This window comes from Labrenzia sp. THAF35 (assembly GCF_009363595.1).
GTDB classification, from domain to species: domain Bacteria; phylum Pseudomonadota; class Alphaproteobacteria; order Rhizobiales; family Stappiaceae; genus Roseibium; species Roseibium algicola.
Map to the genome: position 1 here is coordinate 1,051,647 of NZ_CP045380.1, position 22,317 is coordinate 1,073,963.

Below are 22,317 nucleotides of genomic sequence, written 5' to 3' on the forward strand. Positions count from 1 at the left end.
CCGAGAACTCTACATGGAAAGAGTTAAGCTTTACGCCTCAGCTAGTAAAATCAAGGTGTCAGGAACTCAGTCCCAGCTCCTCGATCACGGTCTGAACCGCCAGCCGGAAGACCTGTTCCTCGGCTCCCGGCTGGGTGTCCGGACGGGTCATCAGCCCGACCGGCCCCTTTGTCATGTCGGTGTCGAACGGCAGGCGGACGAGGTGACCGTCGGCGGTTTCGTTCTGCACCACGCCGGACGAAATGATCCAGACCGCGTCGGTCCGGCGGGTATAGACCCTGCCGAAAGCACCCGAGACCGTTTCGATCTTGTTCGGGATCTCGCCGACCCCATTGGCGATCATGAAGCGCTCGACCAGAGGCCGGATCGCCGCGCCTTCCGGCGGATAGAGCACGGGCCATTCGACGATACGCTTGATGTCCGGTCTTTCCAGTAGCGGGTGCCCGACCCGGACGATTACATCGACCCGCTCGGAATAAAGCTGGGTGAAGGAAACGCCTTCCATGGACACCGGCCTGCCGAGCCGGCCGATCACCAGGTCGAGTTCACCCATCTTCAGCCGTTCGATCAGGTAGCCGTGCGGGCCGTCCATGATCTGGACCATGACATGAGGTGCCAGTTCGGAAAACTCCTTGATGACCGGGGGCATGAAGCTGGCCGCGACACTCGGCAGAACGCCCACCTTCAAGGTTGCACGGGCGTGTTCGCCTTCCTTCTCGACCCCGTCCAGGCCTTGCTGCAGGCTCGCCAGCGAGATCTGCGCGAAATGCAGAAACACCTTGCCCTGTTTGGTCAGCGCGATGCCGGCCCGGTTTCGCGTCATCAGGCTGGCGCCGATGATATCTTCCAGTTCCTTGAGCGTTTTGGAGATCGCCGGCTGGGTGAGATTCAACTTGTCGGCAGCCAGTTTCAGGCTGCGCTCCTGCGCAATCTCCACGAAGCACTGGATGTGCCGGAACTTGATGCGTCGGTCGATCATTTAATTTCTCATTTTGGAAAGAAAGAAGCCGAATATCTCATTTTACTTCCCAATTTTGATCATTCAATATCAATTCAACAAGGGAGGATCGGATGCGAACTCAGGTTGTCATTGTCGGCGGTGGACCGTCCGGCCTGCTGCTCGGGCAGCTTCTTCATCTGAAGGGCATCGAGACCATCATTCTGGAGCGCAAGACGCGCGAATATGTGCTTGGCCGCATCAGGGCCGGCATTCTGGAAACGGGTCTCGTCAACATGATGCGCGAAGCAGGCGTGGCCGAGCGGATGGACAAGGAATGCTTCGTCCATGACGGCACCTGCATCTCGTACGAAAACGAGATGTTCGACATCAACTTCCAGAAGCTGATCGGCCAGAATGTCGTCGTCTACGGCCAGACGGAAGTCACACGTGATCTTTATGACGCCCGCGATGCGGTTGACGGTCAGACGATTTTCGAGGTCGAGGGGGTCGAAATCCGCGATGCGGACACAGACGCGCCCTATGTCACCTTTACCGTGGACGGCAGCGTGCGGCGCATCGACTGCGATTTCGTGGCGGGCTGTGACGGGTTCCACGGCGTCAGCCGCAAGACCATTCCCGACACCGTGCGCAAGGACTACGAGAAGGTGTTTCCCTTCGGCTGGCTGGGCGTTCTGTCCGAGACGCCGCCGGTGCATGAAGAACTGATCTATGCCAATTCGGCACGCGGCTTCGCGCTTTGCTCCATGCGTAACGAAAACCTGTCGCGCTACTACGTCCAGTGCAATGTCAGCGACGACATTTTCGAATGGACCGACGAGAAGTTCTGGGACGAACTGAGACGCCGGCTACCGGAAGCGGTTGCCGACAAGCTGGTGACCGGACCCTCTATCGAGAAATCCATTGCCCCACTCAGGTCCTTCGTGTGCGAGCCGATGCGCTGGGGCCGTCTGTTCCTGTGCGGCGATGCCGCCCATATCGTGCCGCCAACAGGCGCCAAGGGCCTCAACACCGCTGCCTCCGACGTGCATTACCTCTACGAGGGTCTGGTGCATTACTATCAGGACAAGGACAGCCACGGCATCGATACCTATTCGGAGAAAGCCCTGGCTCGGATCTGGAAAGCGGAGCGTTTCAGCTGGGCGACCACCAACATGCTGCACCGGTTCCCGGACCAGTCGGATTTCGATCTGAAGATGCAGCGGGCGGAAATCGAGTCTCTGCATCACAATGAAACCGCGCAGAAGTGGTTTGCGCAGAACTATGTGGGACTGCCCTACTGATGAAGATCGCGCGTCTGCCTTCTGCCGACATTCACTGGCGCCAAGATGGCGACCCGGACGGCACGCCTGTCGTCTTCGCCAATTCGCTCGGGACGGAATTGCGGCTCTGGGACAAGGTCATCGACCTTCTGCCGGAAACAGGCCTCCGGCTGATCCGCTTCGACAAGCGCGGTCACGGGCTGTCCTCCTGTCCCGAGAACCCCTACTCCATGGACGATCTCGCCAGCGACACGCAACAGCTGCTCGATCACCTTCAGATCGGCTCCTGTGTTTTTGTCGGGCTTTCCATCGGCGGCATGATCGGTCAGCTCCTTTCGCACCGGCAGCAGGAACGCATCAAGGGTCTGGTGCTGTCCAACACCGGCGCGAAAATGGGCGAAGCCGCCATGTGGCAAGACCGGATTGCCCGGATCCGTGCAGGCGGAATCGAGAGCCTTGCCGATGCCATTCTGGAGCGCTGGTTTTCGGAAGATTTCCGCCAGACGGCCGAATGCCTGGCCTGGCGCCACATGCTGGTTCGCACCCCGACGGAAGGTTACATCGGCTGCTGCGAGGCAATAGCCGGTGCGGATCTGACGGACAGCACATCCGGGCTTCGCCTGCCGGTGCTGGGCATCGGCGGCAGCGAGGACCTCGCCAGCCCACCGGCCATGGTGCGCGGCACGGCGGACCTCATCGCCGGCAGCCGCTACGTCGAAATTTCCGGTGCGGGTCATCTGCCCTGCGTCGAAAAGCCGGATGTCTTTGCCGGCCATCTCATGACTTTCCTGAAGGAGGACCTCCATGTCTGAGCGTTTTGAAACCGGCATGAAGGTCAGGCGATCCGTGCTTGGCGATGAACATGTCGACCGGGCGGAAGCCGCCAAGACGCCACTTGACGAACCATTCCAGACCCTGATCACCGAGGGTGCCTGGGGCACGGTTTGGGCGTCGGACGGCATCAGTCCGCGGGAGCGTTCGATGCTGACGCTCGCCCTTCTGGCGGCACTCGGCAATTTCGAGGAGATTGCCATGCATATCCGGGCAACCGCCCGCACCGGCGCCAGCAAGCAGGACGTGCTCGAGGCGTTTCAGCATGTGGCGGTCTATGCCGGCGTGCCACGTGCCAACCAGGCGCTCAAGATCGCCAAGGAAACTTACGCCGAAATGGAACGCAGCGGCCAGAAGCTGACCGCGACAGGCGGTTAACGGAGGAAAATCGATGTTGAAACCCGGACCTTTCTATCAGCGGGACCGCGAGTGGCATCCGCCTGCACATACGCCGGACTACAAGACCAGCGTGTCGCGCTCGCCGCAATATTCGATGATCAGCCTGGAAAACAACGTCAGCGAGATCACCGGGCCGACCTTCGGCCATAACGATATCGATCCGCTCGACAAGGACCTGATCTACAACTACGCGAAGGCGGGTGAAAGCGCGATCGGCGAGCGGATCATCCTGCATGGCCGGGTGCTGGACGAGAACGCGAAGCCGATCCCGAACACCCTGGTGGAGATCTGGCAGGCCAATGCGGGCGGACGCTACCGGCACAAGAAGGACACCTATCTTGCGCCCATCGACCCGAATTTCGGCGGCTGCGGCCGCACCCTGACCGACGAGAACGGCTACTACTATTTCCGCACGATCAAACCGGGCGCCTACCCCTGGCGGAACTGGGTGAACAACTGGCGGCCGGCCCATATCCACATGTCGATCTTCGGCACTGCCTTCTGTCAGCGTCTGATCACCCAATGCTACTTCGAGGGCGATCCGCTCATTCCGAAATGCCCGATCGTGAATACCATTCCCGATCCGGCGGCCATTGAGCAACTGGTCGCCAAGCTCGACCTCAATGCCACCATCCCGCTGGACACGATCGCCTACAAGTTCGACATCGTCCTGCGCGGACGCCGCTCGACCCTGTTTGAAAACCGGCCGGAGGGGAACTGATCATGACGCAGCAACTCGACTATCTGAAGGAAACGCCTTCCCAGACGGCCGGACCTTACGTTCATATCGGCCTCGCGCCAGGCGCCGCCGGTTTCGACATCTATCGGCAGGAACTGGGATGGGATATCGCAGGCCCCAATGCCAAGGGTGAGCGCATTCGTGTGGAAGGTGTCGTCATCGATGGCATGGGCTCGCCGATCAAGGACGTGATGCTGGAAACCTGGCAGGCCAACAGCGAGGGCATTTACGCCCATCCTGAACATGCCGGCGACGTGGAAGACGGGTTTCGCGGCTGGGGCCGGGTCATCACCGATTTCGACACCGGCGACTGGGGGTTCGACACGGTCAAGCCAGGCCCGGTCAAGCTGCCGGACGGCAAGGTTTCCGCGCCCCATATCAGCCTCTGGATCGTCGCGCGCGGCATCAATGTCGGGCTTCAGACCCGCCTTTACTTCGAGGACGAAACCGAAGCCAACGCGGCCGACCCGGTGATCAACCTGATCGAATGGGAAAAGCGCCGCCAGACCCTGATCGCCCGGAAGACCGAGCGCGACGGCAAGACGGTCTATCGTTTCGAGGTCAAGCTGCAAGGCCCGGACGAAACGGTGTTCTTCGATATCTGATGCGCGCCTAGATCGCTCCTCATCCTGAGGAGGACCGCAAGGTCCGTCTCGAAGGATGGGCTGCAAACTCGGAACAAGTGGCCCATCCTTCGAGACAGCGCTCAAGCGCTTCCTCAGGATGAGGCGGAAGAAGTGGCGACTGGTGGTGTACCCGTTTTGGGTGCAGAACGAGATATTGAGAGAAGGACATGTCCAAGCCCTGCATCATCTGCGTCGCGATTACCGGATCGCTGCCGAAGAAGGAAAACAATCCGGCGGTGCCGATCACCGTTACGGAGCAGGTGGAAAGCACCCAGGCTGCCTTCGAGGCCGGTGCGAGCATCGTCCACGCCCATGTGCGCAACGACGATGAGACGCCATCCTCGGATCCGGAGAAGTTCGCGCGGCTCAAGGAAGGGCTGGAAAAACATTGCCCGGGCATGATCATCCAGTTTTCCACCGGAGGCCGTTCGGGCGCCGGGAAGGAACGCGGCGGCATGATTGCCCTTCAGCCCGACATGGCGTCGCTGTCCGTCGGCTCCAACAATTTTCCGACCCGGGTCTATGAGAACCCGCCGGATCTGGTCGACTGGCTTGCCAGCGAGATGCACACCCATCATGTGAAACCGGAGATCGAGACGTTCGACCTCAGCCACATTCACCAGGCGGCCGCCATGAACCGGGACGGGCGTATTCCGGGCAAGCTTTATGTGCAGTTCGTCATGGGCGTGAAGAATGCCATGCCCGTCGACCGGGATGTCTTCGACTATTACATCAAGACCGTTGAACGGCTGGTACCGGACGCCGAATGGTGCGCGGCCGGGATCGGCCAGCATCAGTTCACTCTCAACGAGTGGTGCATTTCCTCAGGCGGGCATACCCGCACCGGCCTGGAAGACAACATCCGCCTCGACCGGGACACGCTTGCCCCTTCCAATGCGGCGCTTGTAAAACGGGCGGCGGATCTTTGCGAGAAATATGAGCGTCCCGTCGCGACCTGGCAGCAGGCGCGCGAGATCCTGGGTCTGCCGCTGAAGGCGGCTTGACCCGCCTTTCCACTTGGCTCTCAATAAGGGCCCATCCAGAGACCCTGCCGAGCCATGCCTCTTTCGCTATTTTCCAGCCAGATCCATTCCTCCCTCTTTGCTGACGGCGACCTGACCAAGCTTCTCGCTGACGGCAGCGATGTCGCGCACATGATCGCTTTCGAGCGCGCCCTTGCCATCGTACAGGGGCGCCTGGAGATCATTCCGGCGCAGGCCGCGCGGGAGATATCAGAGAAGCTCGCCGACGTTCACATCGAGCCCGCAAACCTTGCGGCCGGTACAAGATCCGCCGGCGTGCCCGTTCCAGCGCTTGTGGCGGAACTGCGCAAGCAGCTCAGCGCCGACGCAGGGGCCTGGCTGCACTGGGGCGCGACCAGTCAGGACGTCATCGACACGGCGCTGGTCCTTCAGGCGAAAGTCGCGCTGGAGATCTTGGGCGCTCGACTGGAAAAACTGGTCGATACACTGGAACGGCAGAGCGAGCGCCATGCGGATCAGCTCATGGCGGGGCGTACGCGCAGCCAGGTTTCGACACCGGTCACCCTCGGCTACCGGATCGCGCAATGGGCGCATCCGCTGATAGATGCGGAAAATGCCCTGCCCGCGCTCAGGTCCGCCGTGCTGCGCGTCCAGTTTGGCGGCGCCTCAGGCATCAACAGCGCAATCGCTCCGGATGGAACCGCAGTCTCGGCGGCGCTCGCACTGGAACTCGGCCTTGAAGACAGCCCGTCGTGGCACGTCAACCGGACGCCCATTCTGGCGCTTGCGGGCTGGCTGCAACAGGTCACCTCCGCCCTTGCGAAGATGGCTGGAGACCTGGCGCTTTCCGGCCGCACGGACATTGCGGAAGTTTCCAGCGGGACCGGTGGCGGATCCTCGACCATGCCGCAAAAGGCCAACCCGGTGCAGGCCGAGACCATTCAGGTGCTCAACAGCATTGCGATTGCCGCCCAGGCCGGGCTTGCCGCTGCCGCCAGCCCGCTGGAGGAACGCGACGGGACAGCGTGGCCGTTGGAATGGCATTTCCTGCCACAAATGCTGCTGGCCGCGGGCGCTGCGCTGGTGCACGCAGAAGAGCTTGCCACCAGCCTGCAGGCGCATGAGGGCAACCTGGCAGCAACGCTGGCGTCAAACCCGGAAATCATGGCCGAAACCGCCAGTTTCGTTCTCGCCCGGAACGGCGTTTCCCGCGCTGAGGCAAAGGATCTTGTCGCGGCAGCTGCAAAGGACCCGGCCCCCTTTGCCGAAGCCCTTGCAAGGATTTCGCCGGTCAGCCTTGACTGGCAGAAGGAACTGGACCCGCAACAGGTCGTCGCACCGGCAAGGGAGATGTCGGCGCGGATCTTTCAGACCCGCCGCAGAGGCTGAACAGGGTCAGGCCCTACCCGGCCACATCCGCGTTGCTGATCACGAAATCCACGAAGTGGCGGATCTTCGGGTCCTGAAGGCGCCTGTGCGGATAGAGGCAGCCGAAGATGGTGGGGGGAGGCGGCGTATCCTTCAGGATCTCCACCAGACGGCCGCTTTCCAGATGCTGGGCTACGTCGAACCTCGGCTTGTTGACGATGCCATATCCTGACAAGGCCCAGTCGGTGAGAACGTCGCCATGGTCGGCATCCATCTTGCCGGAAACCTGAAGCTTGCGCGGCCCGGCCGGTGTCTGCAGAACCCAGTAATATTCCGGCGAGCGAGGGTAGCGCAGCAGCAGGCAATTGTGCTCGTCGCTCAGCAGATCATCCGGGGTTCGGGGCGTACCGTGCTTTTTCAGATACTCCGGAGCCGCGCAGAGCACCCGGGGGCAATCGGATATCTTGCGGAGCTTCAGATTGGAATCCTGCGGAGTGCCAATGAAAAAAGCTACGTCCAGCCCGTCGGACAGGATGTCGACCTTGCGGTCCGACAGGCGCATATGCACTTCCGTTGCCGGGAATTTTTCAACGAAACGCGGCACCAGTGGGGCGATGATGCGCCGGCCGGCACCAAGCGGTGCCGTGACCCGGATGACCCCGCGCGGCGTATCGGAAAAGCTTGCGACGGCGGCCTCCGCGTCTTCGATGGATTCCAGCGCCTTCACCGCATAATCGTAGAACACCTTGCCGACCTCGGTCGGCGTGAGCGACCTGGTGGTACGGTTGAAGAGCCGCACGCCGAGATGCTTTTCCAGCTCCTTTATGCGCTTGCTGGCAACCGCCGGTGTCAGGCGCAAGTCGCGTCCACCGGATGTGATGCTGCCCAGTTCGACCACGCGGGTGAAGACGCGCAGGGATTCCAGATAGGACATGGCCTCTTGCCTCGGATTTGAATTCTCGTGCGATTACAGGGCGCTCGTTCTCATGATCGACTTTGGTCGCATTTCCCGAGCCACAGTATCGCACGGCCATTTTCAATGATCTGTTGAAAGAATTTCCGGAATCACCGGATTTTTTGCAAGTGTCCTGAAGCGTACCGTCCTCGGCTGAGAGAAGACTTTGCCCGAGGACGCGATGACCCACCGCACAGAAATCCGGTTTCTGCTGAACGGCGCCGACGTGATTGTCACGGATGCGCCTGCCGACAAGACCCTGCTCGACTACCTGCGCCTGGAGCGCCGGCTGACGGGTTCGAAGGAAGGCTGTGCGGAAGGCGATTGCGGCGCCTGCACCGTGTTGGTCGGCCGGCTGGCCGGCGGCGTTCTGAAATATGAGACCGTCAATGCCTGCATCCGGTTTCTCGCGTCGCTTGATGGATGCCACGTGGTCACCATCGAGCATCTGCGGGGAGAAAACGGTGGTCTGCATCCGATCCAGCAGGCGATGGTCGATTTCCACGGCAGCCAGTGCGGCTTCTGCACCCCAGGCTTCGTCATGTCGCTCTACGCGCTGTGGATGGGCAATCCGGAACCGACAGAAACGGAAGTCGAAAGCGCGATCCAGGGCAATCTCTGCCGCTGCACCGGCTACCAGCCGATCATTGCCGCTGCCATGGCCGCCAACCGCTACGGCTCGCCGGCACAGGATTTCCTGGAAACGGAACGGGCAACCATCACCGAACGTTTGACAGCGCTTTCCGACGGCCGCCGTGTCGTCACCGGCCCTGACGACAACCAGGCGATCCTTCCGGCGGATGTCGCCGACTTCGCAGCCGTTCTGGAAGACTTTCCGCAGGCGACCATTGTTGCGGGTTCCACCGATGTCGGTCTCTGGGTCACCAAGTTCATGCGCCCCATCGGCCCGGCCGTCTTCATCAGCCACCTTCAAGAGCTGAAATCGGTCACCTTGAGCGACACAGCGCTGGAGATCGGCGCAGGCGTCACCTACTCGGAAGCGCAGGAAACCATCTGCGAGATTTTCCCGCATCTGAAAAGCTACTGGGACCGGATCGCCGGCCAACAGGTGCGCAACATGGGTACCATCGGCGGCAACATCGCCAATGGATCCCCGATCGGCGATACGCCGCCCGTGCTGATCGCGCTCGGAGCGCAAATCGTTCTGCGCAAGGGAGCCACGCAGCGCAGCCTGCCACTGGAGCAGTTCTTCATCGAATACGGCAAACAGGACCGGGCGCCCTCCGAATTCGTCGAGAGCATCCTGATCCCGCGGCCTCGTTCCGGCCAGTTTCACGCTGCCTACAAGATTTCCAAACGCCGGGACGAGGATATCTCGTCTATGGCCGCCGGTTTCTGCGTGACCGTTTCCGAAGGCCGCATCACCGATTGCCGCCTGGCATTCGGCGGCATGGCCGGCACGCCGAAGCGGGCCGCCAAGGCAGAAGCCGCGCTGCGCGGCCAGCCCTGGGGGGAAGCTGCGTTCGTGGCTGCCGGCAAGGCGCTGGAAGCCGATTTCAGACCGCTTTCCGACTGGCGCGCCTCGGCCGAGTACCGGGCGACGGCCGCGCGCAACCTGCTGCAGCGCTTCTTCCTGACCCATGACGAAACGACCACGGAAGCGGTCGATCTGCTGTCTGCTTGAGTTTTGAGGCGAACCACATGAAACACGACATCATCACGGACGCCAAGAAGTCGATCAGCGGCGCTGTCCATACCGACCGCCGCCACGACAGCGCGGAAAAACACGTTACCGGCCGGGCAGAATATTGCGACGACATTGCCGAGCCGCAGGGCACCCTGCATGCCTATCTCGGCACGTCCACGGTTGCCCACGGCCTGATCAAGTCAATGGATCTGGAGGCGGTTCTGGCAGCTCCCGGTGTCATCGGAGTGCTGACTGCGGACAACGTTCCAGGCTGCAACGACATCAGCCCCACGGGCCAGAACGACGAACCGGTGTTTCCGGTCGACAAGACGGAATTCCATGGTCAGCCGCTGTTTGCCGTCATCGCAACAAGCCGCGACGCTGCCCGGCGGGCCACCGAGCTGGCAAAGATCGACTATGAGGTTCTGCCGCATGCGCTTGATCCCGTCAGTGCGATGGATGCCGGCTATCCGCATGTCACCGCGCCGCTGAAGCTGGAACGCGGCGAGATCGCCCCTGCCTTCGACAGCGCGAAGAACCGCATCCAGGGCCGGATGACGATCGGCGGCCAGGACCACATGTACCTGGAAGGCCAGATTGCCTTTGCCATACCGGGTGAGGACGACGACGTCGCCGTCCACTGTTCGACCCAGCACCCGAGCGAGGCGCAGCACATGGTTGCCCATGTGCTCGGCGTGCCGTCGAACGCGGTCACGGTCAACGTCCGCCGCATGGGCGGTGGCTTCGGCGGCAAGGAAAGCCAGATGAACCTCTTCTGCGCGGTGGCTGCCATCGCCGCGAAGAAGTGGAACTGCCCGGTAAAAATCCGCCCGGACCGCGACCAGGACATGACCGCCACCGGCAAGCGGCACGACTTCGTGGTCGACTACGACGTTGCTTTCGACGACAGCGGCCGGATCGAGGCTGTCGACGGCACCTTCGCGGCCCGTTGCGGATATTCCTCGGACCTTTCCGGGCCGGTCACCGACCGCGCGCTGTTCCACGCGGACAATGCCTATTTCTATCCGAATGTCCGGCTCACCAGCCGGCCGATGAAAACCAACACGGTCTCGAACACTGCTTTCCGAGGGTTCGGCGGGCCGCAGGGCGTGGTTGCCGCCGAACGCATGATCGAGGAGATCGCCTATGCGCTCGGCAAGGACCCGTTGGAGATCCGCAAGGCCAATTTCTATGGCGACCGCAACGACGGCCGTCTCCTCACCCCCTATCACCAGGAGGTCGAGGACAACATCTTGCCGCGCTTGATCGGAGAACTCGAAAGCTCCTCTGACTACCAGGCCCGCCGTGAGGCGATCCTGCAGCACAATGCCCGTTCCTCCATATTAAAACGGGGTATTGCGCTGACACCGGTCAAGTTCGGCATTTCTTTTACAGCCACCTGGTACAACCAGGCCGGTGCGCTGATCCACATCTACAATGACGGATCGATCCACCTGAATCATGGCGGCACCGAGATGGGTCAGGGCCTGAACACCAAGGTGGCCCAGGTCGTGGCAGATGCCTTCCAGGTGGATTTCGAGCGCATCAAGATCACCAAGACGACGACCGAAAAGGTGCCGAACACATCGGCGACCGCCGCCTCATCGGGCTCCGACCTCAACGGCATGGCCGCCTTGAATGCGGCCGAACAGCTGAAGGAACGGCTGGTCGCCTTTGCCGCCGAGCGCTGGAACACGGAACCGGAAACCATCCGCTTCCATAACAACATGGTCGAGATCGGGTCCGAACTGGTGTCCTTCAATGATCTTGTCCGCCAGGCCTACATGGCCCGTGTGCACCTGTCGGCCGCCGGCTTCTACAAGACCCCGAAGATCCATTGGGACCGCGCCGCCGGAAAGGGCCGTCCGTTCTACTATTTCGCCTATGGCGCATCCTGCTCGGAAGTTTCCGTCGACACACTGACCGGTGAATACCGGGTGGAGCGGACCGATATCCTGCATGACGTCGGCAAGTCGCTGAACCCGATCCTCGACAAGGGTCAGGTGGAAGGCGCCTTCATTCAAGGAATGGGCTGGCTGACGACGGAAGAACTGTGGTGGGACCAGGCCGGACGCCTCAGGACCCACGCGCCTTCGACCTACAAGATCCCGCTCGCCTCCGACCGGCCACGCCAGTTCACCGTGAAGCTTGCCGAATGGTCGGAAAACAAGGAACGCACCATCAAGCGCTCCAAGGCCGTGGGCGAACCGCCCTTCATGCTGGGTGTGTCCGTCTTCGAGGCGCTTTCCATGGCTGTTGCCAGTGTCGCCGATTACCGCGAATGCCCGCGCCTTGATGCCCCGGCAACGCCGGAGCGGGTGCTGATGGCCATCGAGCGGCTGAAAACCCGGGAGTAAATCATGACAATGCGCTCCAGCCAGACCGAAAGCTTCTTCGGCTCAGCCCACCCGATCGTCCGTGTCGTGCTGACGCGGGTTCGAGGATCGTCTCCCCGGGAAGCCGGCACGGAGATGTTCGTTGCCCCGAACAGCCTCTTCGGCACCATCGGCGGCGGCCAACTGGAGCACATCGTCATTACCCAGGCCCGTTCCATGCTGGCCGAAGGCACGCTTTCCTCCAGGCTCGACTTGCCGCTCGGCCCGGAAATCGGCCAGTGCTGCGGCGGACGGGTGGAAGTATCACTTGCACGCATGCGCAAAGCCGAACGGCAGGCAGTCATCAGCCGCCTGCGGAACGAGGACGATGCGCTGCCGCATGTCTATGTCATGGGCGCGGGACATGTCGGCCGGGCGATTGCCAACCTGCTGCAGCATGCGCCGGTGCACTGCGTGCTGGTCGATATGCGCAAGGAAGAGCTGGCGCAATGCCAGGCGCGTGTCGACATGCGCCTGCGGGCCATTCCGGAAGTCGAAATCTACAATGCGCCTGCGGGCAGCGCCTTTATCGTGCTGACCCATGACCACGGCCTGGACTTCCTGCTGACGTCGGCCGCCCTGGAGATCGGCCATGCGTCCTACGTCGGCATGATCGGGTCGGCCACAAAACGCGCCAAGCTGCGCTCCTGGTGCAACAGCCATTGCAATGGCCTTTCCATCGACCAGCTGACCTGCCCGATCGGCGCAACCGCCAGCCGGGACAAGCGCCCCGAGATCATTGCCGCTTTTGTCGCCGCAGAAGTCCTGACCGCCCTGACCTCGGGCGCAAGAGCTGCCGGCGATACGGAGGAGGCTGCGCTGCTGGAGGCCGCGCAGTGAAACAACGGCTGCCCTGTCCTTTGGGAGATGGAACAGGACGGCTGTCTTACCCTGAAAGGAGACCCGACATGCGGGTTGGGAGGAACGACTACACTTTGTTTTCGAGGGGGGATTTCAGCGCCTTCTGGGCCCTGTTCACCGACAACCTCGTAAACCTCATGGTCCTGGCAGGCATCTGCCAGTTCGTATTCCAGATGCCGGCGGACATTGTCTACGGCAAGATCGTGCCGGGTGCCGCCATTGCGATCCTGGCCGGTGTCGCTGCCTATGTCCTGCTGGCCAAACGCGCCGCCGCACAGCATGGCCGGGACGTGACCGCGCTGCCTTACGGCATTTCGACACCGGTGATGTTCGTCTATCTCTTCGGCGTCATCGGACCGATCTACTGGGCGACCAATGATCCGGTTCTTGCCTGGCAGGTCGGCATCGGCGCGGGCTTCATGGGCGGCATCGTCGCAGCTCTTGGTGCGCTTGTCGGTCCCTGGCTGAAAAAGGTGACCCCGCGTGCGGGCATGCTCGGCACCTTGTGCGGCATCGCCCTAGTGTTCATCGGCACCGTACCGCTGGCAACGGTGTTCGAGAACCCGTTCATTGGCTTTGCCTCGATGATCATCATCCTGTGGGGTCTCGTCGGCCGGTTCCGCCTGCCGTTCAACATTCCGGCCGGCCTGCTGGCCCTGATGGTCGGCACCGGGGTCGCGCTGGCCACCGGTCAATCGACAATCAGCTTCGAGGGCGTCGGCTTCTATCCGCCCGTTCCCTACCTTGGCGACCTGATGGCCGGGATCCAGCATCTCTTCAACCATCCGGAGCTGTTCCTGGTGCTGGTGCCGGTGCAGATCTACAATTTCATCGAAACGATGAACAACGTGGAGAGCGCGGAAGCCGCAGGCGACCACTATCCGGTGGCAACCTGCCAGATCACCGACGGTGTCGGCACCATGATCGGCGCGCTGTTCGGTTCGCCCTTCCCGACGACCGCCTATATCGGCCATCCGGCCTACAAGCGCATGGGTGCTCATGCAGGATACGTGATCGGCGTCGGCGCAGTCATTCCACTGGCGGCCTTTTTCGGATTGCTTGCCTTCCTGAACAACCTGATCCCGGTGGCCGCTGCCGCCCCCGTTCTGGTGTTCGTCGCGCTCAGCCTGATCACCAACACTGCCCATGCCGTGCGCACCGACCATATGGCCGCCGTCACCATCGCGATGATGCCGCATGTCTCCAGCTTCCTCATCATCAAGTGGGGCTCGCTGATCGGCGCGCTCGGCGCGACCGGGGCCACAGGCATGCTGGCCCTTGGCGATCCGAAACTGACCGCAGCGCTGCTGCAGCAGGGCGCCCATTACGAAGGTCACCTCGCCCTCAGCCAGGGTGCTATCCTGACGGGTCTGATCTGGGGCGCCATCGTTGCCAGTGTCATTGACGGCAAGTTCCGCAATGCCGGTGGCTTCGCCTTTGCCGCCTTTGCAATGGCCTCGGTCGGGATCATCCATTCCGCAACGCTTCACTGGCCGGAATTTACCACCGTCAGCCTCGGCTACCTGATCGCTGCCGCCTTCCTGTTCATCTACCCGATCTTCCATCGTGAAGACGCGGCAGAGCCGGAAGCCGAACCGATTGCCACTGCCCAGGTCAGCCCGGGCGAATGAACCAGACCTAAAACCACTTCGGGGCGGATCTTCCGCCCCGAACTCCGACAAACGGGACCTTTCTCGATGCCTTCCGACCGTCTCTTGCTTCGTGGCCGCCTGCTGACTTTTTCAGCCGAGCCACAATCCCCGGACGACACCTCCGCCTTCGATTACATCGAGGATGGTGCGCTTCTGATCGAAAATGGCCTCATCCTGCGGCGTGGCAGCTATTGCGAAGTGGTTGCCGGGGCGGGTGATGCGGAAATCATCGATCACCGGCCGAAGCTGTTAATGGCAGGCTTCATCGACACCCATATCCATTTTCCGCAGGTTCAGATCGTCGCCTCCTGGGGTGCGCAACTTCTTGACTGGCTGAACACTTACACGTTCCCCGAAGAGACCCGCTTTGCGGATGAAGGCCATGCTGCCGCCATGGCCTGCCGCTTCTTCGACCTGCTGACCGACCATGGCACCACGACGGCCGTTGCCTATTGTTCGGTTCACAAGGCCTCGGCGGAGGCCTATTTCGAGGAAGCCGAGCAGCGCAACATGCGGATGATCGGCGGCAAGGTGCTGATGGACCGCAACGCCCCGGACGGGCTGCGCGACACGCCGCAATCCGGCTACGACGACACGAAGGACCTGATTGCCAAATGGCATGGACGAGGGCGTGCGAGCTACGCCATTACGCCGCGCTTCGCGATCACCTCAACTCCGGGACAGATGGAGATGGCCGGTGCGCTGGTTGCCGAACATCCGGACTGCTTCGTCCAGACCCATCTGTCGGAAAACAAAAACGAGATTGCCTATACGCTGGAGCTTTACCCGGAAGCCCGCGACTATCTCGATGTCTACCAGCGCTACGGCCTCCTGTCGGACAAGATGCTGCTCGGCCACTCGATCCACCTGGAACAGCGCGAGATTGATGCGCTGGCCGAAACCGGCGCCCGGCCGGTGTTCTGCCCGACGTCGAACCTCTTCCTCGGCAGCGGTCTTTTCGATGATGCAGGCTTGCGCTCGAAGGGCATCGTCAACGCCATTGCCACCGACATCGGTGCCGGCACCAGCTATTCCATGCTGCAGACACTGAACGAGGGTTACAAGATCCTGCAGCTGCAGGGCCAGAAACTGCATCCCTTCCGCGCCTTCCACTGGATCACCCGCGGCAATGCCGTCGCGCTCGGCCTGGAAGACAGGATCGGCACCCTGGACGAAGGCACGGAAGCGGACATCGTGGTGCTGGACAGCCGTGCGACCGAGGCAATGGCCCTGCGCATGGAGCGCGCTTCGACCCTTGCGGAAGAGCTTTTCGTTCTGCAGATGCTGGGCGACGACCGGGCCATCGACGAGGTCTATGTCGCCGGCAAACCGCAGAAGGGCAAGGCACCGGCGGTACCGCAGCCCGCGCCAGCAAGGACACGCAAAACGCCTGCTACCCGAGAAAGGGACCTCGTCCTGTCCTGACCTGCGAACCTGGCTACGAACTTCGACGTTACCCCGGGCGAGCATCGCGAGACCCGGGGTGACCTCCAGCGGAAGAGAAAAGATAACGGCAAGGGCTTCTTCACCGGCTCAGCAAAAAATCGTCCTTTCCCGCGTTCCGCGCACACGGACTTGCCAATTCATGGCCAAATAAGTGTATCAATGCACACCGTGTTGCTGGGAGGGATTCGTGGCGAAAGATATTGTTTTATATGACTACTGGCGGTCCTCGGCGAGCTATCGCGTGCGCATTGCGCTCAATCTGCTGAAGCTCGATGTTGACTACCGGCCGGTGAACCTTCTGACCCGCGCCCATCTGGAAGATGACTATCTCGCTCTCAACCCTCAGGGCCTGTTGCCCGCGCTGATCGTTGACGGCAAGACGCTGACCCAGTCGCTGGCCATCATCGAATATCTGCATGCGACCACACCCGGTTCGACCTTGATGCCCGACGATGTCGACGGCCAGTACCGGGTGCGTCAGCTCTCCTATGCCATTGCCATGGAAATCCACCCGGTCTGCAATCTCGGCATTGTTGGTCATGTGGCGGAGCTGACCGGCGGTGGCGATGATGCCAAGAAAGCCTGGATGCAGCGCTTTATCGGCAAGGGCCTTGCCGCCTTCGAGAACCTACTGGATGACAACGGTCCGTTCTGCCACGGCGAAACGCCGAGCATGGCCGACTGCTGCCTGATGCCTCAGCTCTACAACGCCAATCGCTGGGGTGTGGATGTTTCCGGATTTCCGAAAATTCTGCGTGCTGCTGCTGCCGCCGAAGCGCTCGACGCGTTCAAGGACGCCCATCCGGATGCCATCGGCGCGCCGCCCGCCTGATAAAAGGCTAATTATTGCGGCGTTCAGCCTGGCTGCGGGCCTGTCTGTTTTCTCCCGGTGTGCTGCCGCTCCTGCCCGGTGAATCGCTGCTCTGGCCGGGTGCGTTTGCACTGTTTCCGCGAGAGCCGCCGGAGAATCTTTCTCCCGCATTGCCGACAGCATTGCCGTTGCCCGGATTGTTGGGAACGCCAGCGCTCGCAGGCGCACCGCCAGATTGTGCCGCCGGTTCTGGCGAACTGGAAACGGAATTGCTCGGCTCTGAGCTATTCGAACCAGGGCTGTTCGGCTCGGGGCTGTTCGGCTCGGGGCTGTTCGGCTCCGGGCTCCTCCGCTCGGGGCTGTTCAGGTTCTCGGTTGGTTGTCGCGGGCTGAACAGGGCGCGGAAAATGTTCCTGGGTTGCTGCTCGGGAACCCGATCGGGTGCCAGTCTTGCATTTTTCACGGTGCATCCAGACCCGCGCTGCCTGAACTGTCTGTTCAGGTTCGACTCATTTACGAGTAGCGGAAAGAGTGACTTCGACCGATTTCTGAGCGAATCCGAATTCAGCCGATCCTGTTTCACCCCGCGCCGACCGATAAGGACATAGTCGCACCGGTTTCTGACCAACTGGCAGCGCCCGCTCCTGTCGCATGCGTTGATCGCACCGCGCAACAGGGCGACATTGGTTCCCTGAGGTGTGATGGTCACATCGAAAGCCGTGCCCCGCACGCCGATCGTGCCATTCGGCGTCCGGATGCTGTAAGCGGAAGACTTGCTGCGCCCGCTGATGAAGCGGAAGGCGCCGCGCGTTGCACTAACAGTAAGCTTGCTAACAGTCTGACCCGTGATCACGAAGTCATCGATCTTCACATCCGCATTGGGACCGACAACAATCTTGGTGCCGTCGATCAGCCGGATCTGTGCGTTTCCGCTGGAATTGGCACGCAACCGGTCATCCCTGAAAATGGATGTGTTTGATGCCAAGATGCGGGGGTCACCTCCCCCCGTCGCTTTGACGGTCTTTCTTGCATCAACAGTTATGCCAACCTTGTCGGCCAAGGACACCGACGAATAAAAGATGGATAACGATAAAACTATTAAAACCGGGGCAAACCTCATAGCTCCCACTCCAGCCCGACCGACGGGATTTTACCACATCCTTAACCAACAGACGAATCGTTTCCGATTTCTCGGTTCAAACATTGTTCTTTTTGTCAAGGTCTATTTTTCTCAGAAACGCGTATTCTAGCGTGGAGTGGACACCAGACATTGGAACGGTGTCGCGGCTCCCGAACAGCACTGTCGGTCAGGGGCATGCCGGTGGGAAAGACGCTTTTCAACTTGCTACGCAACAGGCACGTTTTCGTCCTGGGTCTGACGCTGATCCTCCTTTTCGGCGCCCGTGAACTACGCCTGTCCGATCCCCCGTTCATAGCGTCCCTGCGCTGGATCACCTTCGACACCTATCAGCGCTTCAAACCGAGGGAGGCTTTGGGGCAACCGATCCGGATCATCGACATCGACGAGAAGTCGATAGCGCAGCTAGGCCAATGGCCGTGGCCGCGTACGCAGATTGCCAAACTTCTGGAGCGTATTCAGAACCTGGGAGCTGCCTGCGCCGCCTTTGACATGGTGTTTTCCGAGCCCGACCGGACAGGACCGGCGGGGTTCTTGCGGGAGCTGGAAGAACGCGGTTGGCCCGGCCGCGACGAGATCAAGCCACTGCTCTCGGGAATACCCGACAATGATGCCGTTTTCGTTCAGTCAATGGCCGGGCTGCCAACGATCCTCGGGTTTTTCAACGAACCGAGATCGGCAATGGGACTGCCCGATGCCAAGGCTGCCTACGTCGTCCTCGGGGAAGATCCGACACCGCTCCTCGACCCGATCAGAGGCAGCGTGATGAGCCTGCCGCCCTATCAGGCTGTCGCGGAGGGAAGTGGTACGATTTCCCTTGGGCAGGCGGATTCCGACGGGGTGGTGCGCCAGGTTCCAATGTTCATCGCCGGCACGAACGGTGAAATATATCCGGCCCTGGCACTTGAGACGCTTCGTGTCGCACTTGGCGACAAAACCTTTGTTCTCAAGACTTCGGAAGCGAGCGGCGAGTTCAGTGCAGGAACACTCGCCATGACCGAATTCAAGGTTGGAGAGTTCCAGGTTCCGGTGACGGCCAATGGCCATCTGCTGATCTATTATTCGCGCAATGACCCGTCTCTCTATCTTTCTGCGCGGGATCTTCTGAACCTGTCGGACGAGGAGCTGGCCCCTCTGATCGAGGGCCACATCATCCTCTTCGGATCGTCGGCCGCCGGATTGCGAGACATCAGGCTCACGGCTCTCGGCGAGAGCGTTCCGGGTGTTTTCATGCATCATCAGATCATTGATCAGATCCTGTCGAATACGTTTCTCAACCGTCCCGACTGGGCGACCGGAGCCGAAATCGCGGCGCTGTTCATCGTGACACTCATCATCGGCGCCATATTGCCGTCAACGGGCGCGATCCCATCGGCTGCCGTTGGCGCCGTCCTGAGCGCGGCAGTTAGCGGCGGAAGCTGGTTTGCCTTTTCCAGCTATGGCCTCCTTCTGGATCCGGTCTTCCCCATGCTGGTTTCCGGGCTTATTTTTCTCCTGACCACAATCTTGATGTTTGCCTTCGCGGAGCGGGAAAAGCGGTTTGTCCGAAGGGCGTTCCAGCGCTATCTCGCACCGGACTTGCTCAGAAAGCTGGAGGAACAGCCTCACACGCTGCGTCTCGGAGGCGAAATCCGCGACATGACGATGATGTTCATGGACGTGAGGGGGTTTACGCCGATTTCTGAAAATCTGCCTCCCGAAGAGGTGGTCGCATTCCTGAACCGTCTGCTGTCTCCACTATCGGAATGCATCCAGAGACGGGAAGGCGCAATCGACAAATATATTGGCGATTCAATCATGGCGTTCTGGAACGCACCGCTTGACGTTGCCGATCATCCGGTCAAGGCCGCCCATGCTGCGCTGGACATGATAAAAATCGTCAAGGAACTCAACGATCGGGATGCCTTCGGCTTCAAGTCCGGACCCCATAAATTGGGCGACGTCCGTATTGGCATCGGCCTGAACAGCGGACCTGGTTGCGTTGGCAACATGGGCTCGAGTTCGCGGTTCAACTACTCGGTCATCGGTGACGCCGTCAACGTTGCTTCCAGAGTCGAGACAGCCTGCAAGCAGGTCGGCTGGCCTATTTTGCTGACGCAACCAACTGCCACCGCGTGCAAGGCCATGGCACTTCTGGAAGCAGGGTCGATTACACTTAAAGGCAAGGCTCAGCCGGCAACTCTCTACGCACTTGTCGGCGATGAGACACTTGCCCGAACGAAAGAGTGGCAGGCATTGGAAAGGCTGCACAGGGAACTTATCGAAGGACGTACGCGCGTCGCCAGTCGCGCAGAGATTGAACGCCTTGTGAACGCCTGCCTCGCGGTGGCTCCGGTCGACTTGAGCGCCTTCTACGACAGTTTCATGCCGTCGCCCATCATCGAGGAACTTGCCGGGGAGTAATGCCTGCAGTGCATTCTCGCAGGATGCATGCGAGGTAAAGCGCCGCCAGCCCCACGCTCGGTTCCTACGGCTTCAGGCGACAGCCACCAGATGCCGGTCGCCGACATCATGGTAACGCACCCGCTCGACCGATTGCCCAAGCGGCAACACCGGTGATGGGATTTCGCCCGTCGGCACATCGAAAACGGTGCGCCGGCGCTTGGGATCGGGGATCGGCACAGCCTTCAACAGTCGCTTGGTATAGTCGTGCTGCGGGTTTTCGAACACCTGACGGCGCGTTCCCATCTCCACGATCTGGCCGAGATACATGACCGCGATCCGATGCGAGACCTGCTCGACAACCGCCATGTCGTGGGAAATGAACAGGTACGAAAGGCCGAGATCCTCCTGCAGTTCCTGCAGAAGATCCAGAACACGGGCCTGCACCGAAACATCGAGCGCCGAGACGCTTTCATCCGCGACAATGACCTTGGGCGAAAGCGCCAGTGCGCGGGCAATACAGATGCGCTGGCGCTGTCCACCGGAGAATTCGTGGGGATGCCGGGTGATCACATCGGCCGGAAGGCCGACCCGGTCGAACAGCGATGCCACCTTGTCCTTCAGGTCCTTGCCCCGCGCCAGACCGTGGATCACCAGTGGTTCGCCGACGATTTCGCCGACGGTCATGCGTGGGTCGAGGGAGGCATAGGGATCCTGAAAGATCATCTGCATGTCGCGCCTGCGGCGCTGCTGTTCCTGTGCGCTGCCGATGCCGACATGCTGGCCGGCGACCCGGATGCTCCCTTCCCAGGGCACCAGGTTCATGAGCGCCTTGCCGATGGTGGACTTGCCGCAGCCGCTTTCTCCGACGAGGCCCAGGGTTTCGCCGGGTGCCAGCGTGAAAGAAACGCCTTCGACCGCATGAACACGGGATGTCACCCGATTGAGCAGGCCGCCATGCAGGTCGAAGCGGACGACAAGGTCTTCCACCTCGAGGACCGGTGCTTCGGGCTGGTCCTTTTTCCGGGCCGCACTGTCGACACCTGTCATGGCGCCAAGCTTGGGTACGGCCTCCAGAAGGTGCCGTGTGTAACTGTCCACCGGACGTTCGAACACGTCGGAAGCCGTGCCGCTTTCCACGATGTTGCCGTGGTTCATGACGATCACCCGGTCGGCCATTTCGGCAACGACACCCATGTCGTGGGTGATCATGATCACCGCCGTGCCGAAATCGCGCTGCAAGTCGCGGATCAGCTGCAGGATCTGTGCCTGGATCGTCACGTCGAGCGCCGTCGTCGGCTCATCGGCAATCAGCACCTTCGGATTGCAGGCCAGCGCCATGGCGATCATCACCCGCTGGCGCATGCCGCCGGAAAGCTCGTGCGGATATTGTTTCAGCCGCCGTGCCGGTTCCGACAGACGTACCGATTCCAGCATTGCCAGCGCGCGCTTGTTGGCTTCACTACCCGAGACATCCTGATGCGCCAGGATCGCCTCACGCAACTGGCGACCAACCGTCAGCACGGGATTGAGCGAGGTCATCGGCTCCTGGAAGATCATGGCAATGTCGCCGCCGCGAATGCGGCGCATGGCGTCCTCGGGAAGCTTGATCAGGTTCTTGCCCTGAAACAGGACCTCGCCGCCGGAGACCCGGGCCATCGGCTCCGGCAGAAGTCCCATGATGGACAGAGCCGTGATCGACTTTCCGGATCCGGATTCGCCCGCGATACAAAGGGTTTCACCGCGCTTCAGGTCAAACGACAGGCCCTTGACCACGGTCTTGCGGCCGGAAGGCGTCGCGACGTCCGTGCGCAGATCTCTTACGGAAAGAACGACGTCTTCGGCAACGGCTACATGGTCTGACTGGCTGGACATCCGGACGC

Annotated in this window: 18 protein-coding genes; 14 read left to right on the forward strand and 4 right to left on the reverse strand. The window is 61.2% G+C overall.

The window, feature by feature from the left end; genetic code table 11:
* Nucleotides 1–58 precede the first annotated feature (58 nt).
* On the reverse strand, nt 59–979 hold the full coding sequence (gene pcaQ, locus FIU93_RS04815; protein ID WP_055656875.1) for a pca operon transcription factor PcaQ: 921 nt from the start codon (nt 977–979) through the stop codon (nt 59–61).
* 92 nt (nt 980–1,071) lie between these two features.
* Here pcaQ and pobA point away from each other — a divergent pair, with 92 nt between their 5' ends.
* The 7 genes from pobA (at nt 1,072) to FIU93_RS04850 (ending at nt 7,187) form a co-directional block, all read left to right on the forward strand.
* Nucleotides 1,072–2,241: a 4-hydroxybenzoate 3-monooxygenase gene (pobA, locus tag FIU93_RS04820; RefSeq protein ID WP_152504962.1), complete on the forward strand. Its 1,170-nt coding sequence runs from the start codon at nt 1,072–1,074 to the stop codon at nt 2,239–2,241.
* A complete protein-coding gene (gene pcaD / locus FIU93_RS04825) occupies nt 2,241–3,032 on the forward strand; it encodes a 3-oxoadipate enol-lactonase (RefSeq protein ID WP_152504963.1) in 792 nt (263 codons plus the stop codon). The genes pobA and pcaD overlap by 1 nt, the downstream gene beginning before the upstream one ends.
* A complete protein-coding gene (gene pcaC, locus FIU93_RS04830) occupies nt 3,025–3,429 on the forward strand; it encodes a 4-carboxymuconolactone decarboxylase (RefSeq protein ID WP_022999298.1) in 405 nt (134 codons plus the stop codon). Before pcaD ends, pcaC begins: the two co-directional genes overlap by 8 nt.
* Before the next feature lie 13 nt (nt 3,430–3,442).
* Nucleotides 3,443–4,171, forward strand: a complete 729-nt coding sequence (gene pcaH / locus FIU93_RS04835; RefSeq protein ID WP_055656871.1) for a protocatechuate 3,4-dioxygenase subunit beta — start codon at nt 3,443–3,445, stop codon at nt 4,169–4,171.
* A 2-nt stretch (nt 4,172–4,173) separates the two neighbouring features.
* On the forward strand, nt 4,174–4,794 hold the full coding sequence (gene pcaG / locus FIU93_RS04840; protein WP_152504964.1) for a protocatechuate 3,4-dioxygenase subunit alpha: 621 nt from the start codon (nt 4,174–4,176) through the stop codon (nt 4,792–4,794).
* A 188-nt stretch (nt 4,795–4,982) separates the two neighbouring features.
* Complete coding sequence (locus tag FIU93_RS04845; protein ID WP_152504965.1) at nt 4,983–5,819, forward strand: 3-keto-5-aminohexanoate cleavage protein; 837 nt, start codon at nt 4,983–4,985, stop codon at nt 5,817–5,819.
* Between the two features lie 54 nt (nt 5,820–5,873).
* The gene (locus FIU93_RS04850; RefSeq protein ID WP_152504966.1) at nt 5,874–7,187 is read left to right on the forward strand and encodes a lyase family protein; all 1,314 of its coding nucleotides are present in this window, start codon (nt 5,874–5,876) and stop codon (nt 7,185–7,187) included.
* 13 nt (nt 7,188–7,200) lie between these two features.
* On the opposite strand, the gene FIU93_RS04855 is transcribed toward FIU93_RS04850, so the two are convergent.
* A complete protein-coding gene (locus FIU93_RS04855; protein WP_152504967.1) occupies nt 7,201–8,100 on the reverse strand; it encodes a LysR family transcriptional regulator in 900 nt (299 codons plus the stop codon).
* Between the two features lie 202 nt (nt 8,101–8,302).
* Between FIU93_RS04855 and xdhA the strand changes: the two genes are divergently transcribed.
* From xdhA to maiA, 6 genes are all read left to right on the forward strand, one after another.
* The gene (xdhA, locus tag FIU93_RS04860) at nt 8,303–9,766 is read left to right on the forward strand and encodes a xanthine dehydrogenase small subunit (RefSeq protein ID WP_152504968.1); all 1,464 of its coding nucleotides are present in this window, start codon (nt 8,303–8,305) and stop codon (nt 9,764–9,766) included.
* 17 nt (nt 9,767–9,783) lie between these two features.
* Complete coding sequence (gene xdhB / locus FIU93_RS04865) at nt 9,784–12,126, forward strand: xanthine dehydrogenase molybdopterin binding subunit (protein WP_152504969.1); 2,343 nt, start codon at nt 9,784–9,786, stop codon at nt 12,124–12,126.
* Nucleotides 12,127–12,129: 3 nt separating this feature from the next.
* Nucleotides 12,130–12,984 carry a xanthine dehydrogenase accessory protein XdhC gene (gene xdhC / locus FIU93_RS04870; protein ID WP_173017269.1) on the forward strand — a complete coding sequence of 285 codons (855 nt, stop codon included), beginning with the start codon at nt 12,130–12,132 and terminating at the stop codon, nt 12,982–12,984.
* 68 nt (nt 12,985–13,052) lie between these two features.
* Nucleotides 13,053–14,636 carry a xanthine/uracil/vitamin C permease gene (locus FIU93_RS04875; protein ID WP_031268760.1) on the forward strand — a complete coding sequence of 528 codons (1,584 nt, stop codon included), beginning with the start codon at nt 13,053–13,055 and terminating at the stop codon, nt 14,634–14,636.
* Nucleotides 14,637–14,702: 66 nt separating this feature from the next.
* Nucleotides 14,703–16,082: a guanine deaminase gene (gene guaD, locus FIU93_RS04880; protein ID WP_152504970.1), complete on the forward strand. Its 1,380-nt coding sequence runs from the start codon at nt 14,703–14,705 to the stop codon at nt 16,080–16,082.
* A 208-nt stretch (nt 16,083–16,290) separates the two neighbouring features.
* Entirely contained in the window at nt 16,291–16,935 is a 645-nt protein-coding gene (gene maiA / locus FIU93_RS04885) for a maleylacetoacetate isomerase (RefSeq protein ID WP_055656853.1), read from the forward strand.
* 7 nt (nt 16,936–16,942) lie between these two features.
* On the opposite strand, the gene FIU93_RS04890 is transcribed toward maiA, so the two are convergent.
* Nucleotides 16,943–18,034, reverse strand: coding sequence for a FecR domain-containing protein (locus FIU93_RS04890; protein WP_152504971.1), 1,092 nt, complete (start codon nt 18,032–18,034; stop codon nt 16,943–16,945).
* Nucleotides 18,035–18,235: 201 nt separating this feature from the next.
* Between FIU93_RS04890 and FIU93_RS04895 the strand changes: the two genes are divergently transcribed.
* Nucleotides 18,236–20,455: an adenylate/guanylate cyclase domain-containing protein gene (locus FIU93_RS04895; RefSeq protein ID WP_173017270.1), complete on the forward strand. Its 2,220-nt coding sequence runs from the start codon at nt 18,236–18,238 to the stop codon at nt 20,453–20,455.
* A 72-nt stretch (nt 20,456–20,527) separates the two neighbouring features.
* On the opposite strand, the gene FIU93_RS04900 is transcribed toward FIU93_RS04895, so the two are convergent.
* Nucleotides 20,528–22,309, reverse strand: coding sequence for an ABC transporter ATP-binding protein (locus tag FIU93_RS04900; RefSeq protein WP_152504973.1), 1,782 nt, complete (start codon nt 22,307–22,309; stop codon nt 20,528–20,530).
* Between the last annotated feature and the right edge of the window lie 8 nt (nt 22,310–22,317).